Here is a 4187-nt window from a genome sequence, read left to right on the forward strand (position 1 = left end):
GATGAAAAAACTCCTACTGACTTTCGCATTGACCGCCCTCGCTGCTGCCGCCCTGGCGCAAGGCAAAGACCTCAAAGTCGCCATCGACCCGACCTACGAACCCTTCACCTTCAAGACCGCCGACGGCAAGCCCACCGGCTTTGACGTGGACATCGCCAACGCCCTGTGCGAGCAGATCAAACGCAAGTGCGTGTTCGTCGAACAAGTCTGGGACAGCATGATCCCCGGCCTGCAAGCCAAGAAGTACGACGCCATCATCAGCTCCATGTCCATCACCGAAGACCGCCTCAAAGTGGTGGACTTCACCAACAAGTACTACAACACCCCCAGCAAGATCGTCGTCAAGAACGACATCAAGTTCACCGACCTGGCCTCGCTCAAAGGCAAAAAGATCGGCGTCTTGAAGGGCAGCACGCAAGAGAAATACGCCAATGGCGAACTCAAGAAGGTGGGCGTGGTCGTCACCCCTTACGAAGCGCAAGACCAGGTGTATCTGGACATCAAATCGGGCCGCCTGGATGGCACCGTGGCCGACATCGTGGAAGTCACCGGTGGCTTCCTGAGCAAGCCTGAAGGCAAGGACTACAAGGCCGTGGGCGAAGAGCTGTACATCCCCAAATACTTCGGTGGCGGTGCGGGTGTGGCCATCCGCAAGGGCGACAAGGCTTTGAAAGACGAGTTGAACGGTGCGATTGCCGCCATCCGCGCCAACGGCACCTACAAAACCCTGAACGACAAGTACTTCAAGATGGATGTCTATGGTGCCAAGTAAGACTTAGCACCAGGCCCAGCGCCGTGGTCAGGTTGTACAGCAACCGCCACGGCTTGTTTTTTTCTTCCCGGGACACTCCTCTTGAACGATTACTACTGGTCCATTCTCCACGGCGCGGTGCTGACCGTCGGGGTGTCCCTGGCGGCCCTGCTGGTGTCGGTACTGCTGGGCCTGATCGGGGCTGCGGCCAAGCTGTCGGGTCGCCCGCTACTGGTCATCCCGGCCACGCTGTACACCACCGTCATCCGCGGTATCCCCGATCTGGTGCTGATGCTGCTGGTGTTCTACGGCGGCACGATTGGGGTGAATGCCCTGCTGGAGATGGCGGGTAGCGAAGCCACCCTGGACCTGAACCCGTTTTTTGCCGGTGTCTTGACGCTGGGCTTCATCTACGGTGCTTACATGACCGAGACCTTTCGCGGTGCCATCATGGCGATTCCGCGTGGGCAGTTCGAAGCGGCAGCGGCTTTCGGCATGGGGCCGCGGCAAGCCTTTGTGCGCATTACCGCGCCGCAGATGGTGCGCTACGCCCTGCCCGGCTTTACCAACAACTGGCTGGTGTTGATCAAGTCCACGGCTTTGGTGAGTTTGATTGGCCTGCAGGAGATGACTTACCTGGCCAAGCAGGCCAGCGCGGCCACCCGTTCACCCTTTGCCTACCTGCTGTTTGCAGGCGCGCTGTTTCTCATCTTTACCTGGGTTTCGCTGGTGGTGTTGCGCAAGCTCAACGCGCGCTACAGCCTGGGTACCAAACGGATCGCGTTTTAACCATGAACTGGGAAGTCATATTCAGCGCTGACAGTCTGGCCATGTTCGGCGAGGGCATTGTGACCACGCTGACCTTGTTGTTGGCGTCGGTGGCGATTGGGGCCGTGCTGGCGGTGGCGTTTGCGCTGGCGCTGACCAGCAACAACAAGCTGTTGGCGGGTGTGGTGGGGGCCTATACCTTTGTGGTGCGCGGTACGCCGCTGCTGATCCAGGTGTATTTGATTTATTACGGCCTGGCCCAGCTGGAGTGGATCCAGGCCCGCTGGGATAAGGTGTGGCCGCTGGTGTATTTCAAGAACGCTTTCTTCTGTGCCTTGCTGGCGTTTGCCCTGAACACCGCGGGCTATACCGCCGAGATGCTGGCCGGGTCGATCCGCGAGACCCATGCGGGCGAGATCGAAGCGGCGCAGTCCCTGGGCATGAGCCGCTTCAAGATTTTGCTGCGCATTGTGCTGCCCAGCGCCATGCGCCGTACCTTGCCGGCCTATAGCAACGAGGTGGTGATGATGCTGCAAAGCACCAGTCTGGCCAGCGCTGTACCGGGTTTGCTGGACATCACCGCTGCCGCCAGCCGGATTTATTCCGACTTTTACCTGCCGTTTGAGGCCTATTTGTTTGCTGCGGCGCTCTACCTGGTCGGCACCTTCGCGCTGATCGCGATGTTCCGGCTTGCCGAAAAGCATTTCCTGGCTTATCTGGCTCCTCGCAAGCATTGACCTTTACCTTCCTGTTTATGCACCGTACCGACTATGTTCTGCGCAGCCAAAGCATTGGCAGCCAGAAAACCCTGAGCAGTTTCCATTTCGGCACCCCCGGTGCCCGCCCCAAGGTCTACATCCAGGCCAGCCTGCATGCCGAAGAGCTGCCCGGCATGCTGGCTGCCTACCACCTGCGCCGCCTGCTGGAGCAGGCCGAGGCACAAGGCCAGATCCACGGCGAAATCATCCTGGTGCCCATGGCCAACCCCATCGGGCTGGCGCAGCGGCTAGACCACAAACCCATGGGCCGGTTTGACCTGAACACCTCCGAGAACTTCAACCGCCACTTCCCCGACCTGTGCGCCGCCGTGCTGCCGCTGGTCGAAGGCAAGTTGGGGTCAGATGCTGCCGCCAACGTAGCGGCCATCCGCCAAGCCATGGCCGCGCATCTGCAGGCCTGGCAGCCCGACACCGAACTGGCTAGCCAGCGCAAACAATTGGTCAGCCTGGCCTTTGATGCCGACGTGGTGCTGGACTTGCACTGCGATTGCGAAGCCGTGATGCACATGTATACCGAAACGCCCTGCTGGCCGGCCATGGAACCACTGGCCCGGCTGCTGGGTGCCCAAGCCGTGCTATTGGCCAAAAACTCGGGAGGCCTGTCGTTTGACGAAAGCATGTCGGGCCCCTGGTGGCAACTGGCCGACAAGCTGGGCCATGCGTTCCCGATTCCCCAGGCTTGCGCCAGTACCACGGTGGAATTGCGCGGTGAAGGCGATGTCCACCACGCCTTCGGCAAGGCCGATGCCAGTGCCTTATTTGGTTATTTGCAGCACCTGGGCGCAGTGGGGGGCGAGCCGCCTGCCCTGCCCGAACTGGCCTGCGCCGCCACGCCCCTGGCCGGTGCGCAGTTTGTGAAATCGCCCGTGCCCGGCTTGCTGGTGTTTGCCGCCCAACCGGGCGACCGCTTGGCCCTAGGCGACCTGGTGGCCGAAATCATCGACCCCATCAGTGGCACCGTGCACGCCCTGCGCGCCGAAGTACCCGGCGTGGTGTATGCGCGCACCACAGAACGCTACGCCACCCCTGGCGACGATCTGGCCAATATTGCGGGCAGCGTGCCCTTTCGTACCGGCAACCTGCTGGGCGCTTGAATCTATTGAATGCAGAAACTATGACCACCCAGCCCCTCAAACTCCAGGCCATCGACATCCATAAAAAGTTCGGCTCCAACGAGGTGCTCAAAGGCGTGTCGCTGCAAGCCCGCGCGGGCGATGTCATCAGCATCATCGGCAGCTCTGGCTCGGGCAAGAGCACATTTTTGCGCTGCATGAATCTGCTGGAAAAGCCCAACGCCGGTCGCATCTTCGTCGCCGGTGAAGAACTGAGACTGGTGCCGGACAAGCACGGCGAGCTGGTGGCCGCCGAGGCCAAGCAGTTGCAGCGCATGCGCACCAAGCTGGCCATGGTGTTCCAGCATTTCAATCTATGGGCCCACATGACGGTGCTGCAGAACATCATCGAAGCGCCGGTGCATGTGCTGGGTGTGTCCAAGGACGAAGCGATTGAACGCGCGCGCAAATATTTGAAGTTGGTCGATCTGCAGGGTAAGGAAGACGCCTACCCGGCGCATATGAGCGGCGGTCAGCAGCAGCGCGTGGCCATTGCGCGGTCTCTGGCCATCGAGCCCGAGGTGATGCTGTTTGACGAGCCCACCAGCGCGCTGGACCCCGAGCTGGTCTCCGAGGTACTGAAGGTGATGCGCACGCTGGCCGAAGAGGGCCGCACCATGGTCGTGGTGACCCACGAAATGGGCTTTGCCCGCGAGGTGGCCAACCACCTGATTTTTCTGCACAAGGGCTGCATCGAAGAGCAAGGCGTGCCCCGCGAGGTCCTGACCCAGCCCAAGAGCGAGCGGCTGCAGCAGTTTTTGTCGGGTAGCTTGAAGT

The 4187-nt window shown here is 60.9% G+C and carries 5 protein-coding genes; all 5 read left to right on the plus strand.

Annotated elements, in window-relative coordinates:
• Window positions 1-772: lysine/arginine/ornithine ABC transporter substrate-binding protein (locus AC097L_RS23080; protein ID WP_479589084.1), on the plus strand; the 772-nt coding region annotated here is incomplete at its 5' end.
• Window positions 773-853: 81 nt separating this feature from the next.
• Window positions 854-1540: an ABC transporter permease gene (locus AC097L_RS23085; protein ID WP_479589085.1), complete on the plus strand. Its 687-nt coding sequence runs from the start codon at window positions 854-856 to the stop codon at window positions 1538-1540.
• Between the two features lie 2 nt (window positions 1541-1542).
• Window positions 1543-2256, plus strand: a complete 714-nt coding sequence (locus AC097L_RS23090; protein WP_479589086.1) for an ABC transporter permease — start codon at window positions 1543-1545, stop codon at window positions 2254-2256.
• Window positions 2253-3392: a succinylglutamate desuccinylase/aspartoacylase family protein gene (locus AC097L_RS23095; RefSeq protein WP_479589087.1), complete on the plus strand. Its 1140-nt coding sequence runs from the start codon at window positions 2253-2255 to the stop codon at window positions 3390-3392. Before AC097L_RS23090 ends, AC097L_RS23095 begins: the two co-directional genes overlap by 4 nt.
• Before the next feature lie 20 nt (window positions 3393-3412).
• Window positions 3413-4187 (plus strand): ABC transporter ATP-binding protein (locus AC097L_RS23100; protein WP_479589088.1); only part of this gene is annotated, 775 nt, incomplete at its 3' end.

Source organism: Rhodoferax sp. RT5P35, assembly GCF_056521385.1.

Bases quoted from the DNA above. Each gene is read 5' to 3' on its own strand.
- AC097L_RS23090 (WP_479589086.1), top strand. From the start codon at position 1,543: ATGAACTGGGAAGTCATATTCAGCGCTGACAGTCTGGCCATGTTCGGC.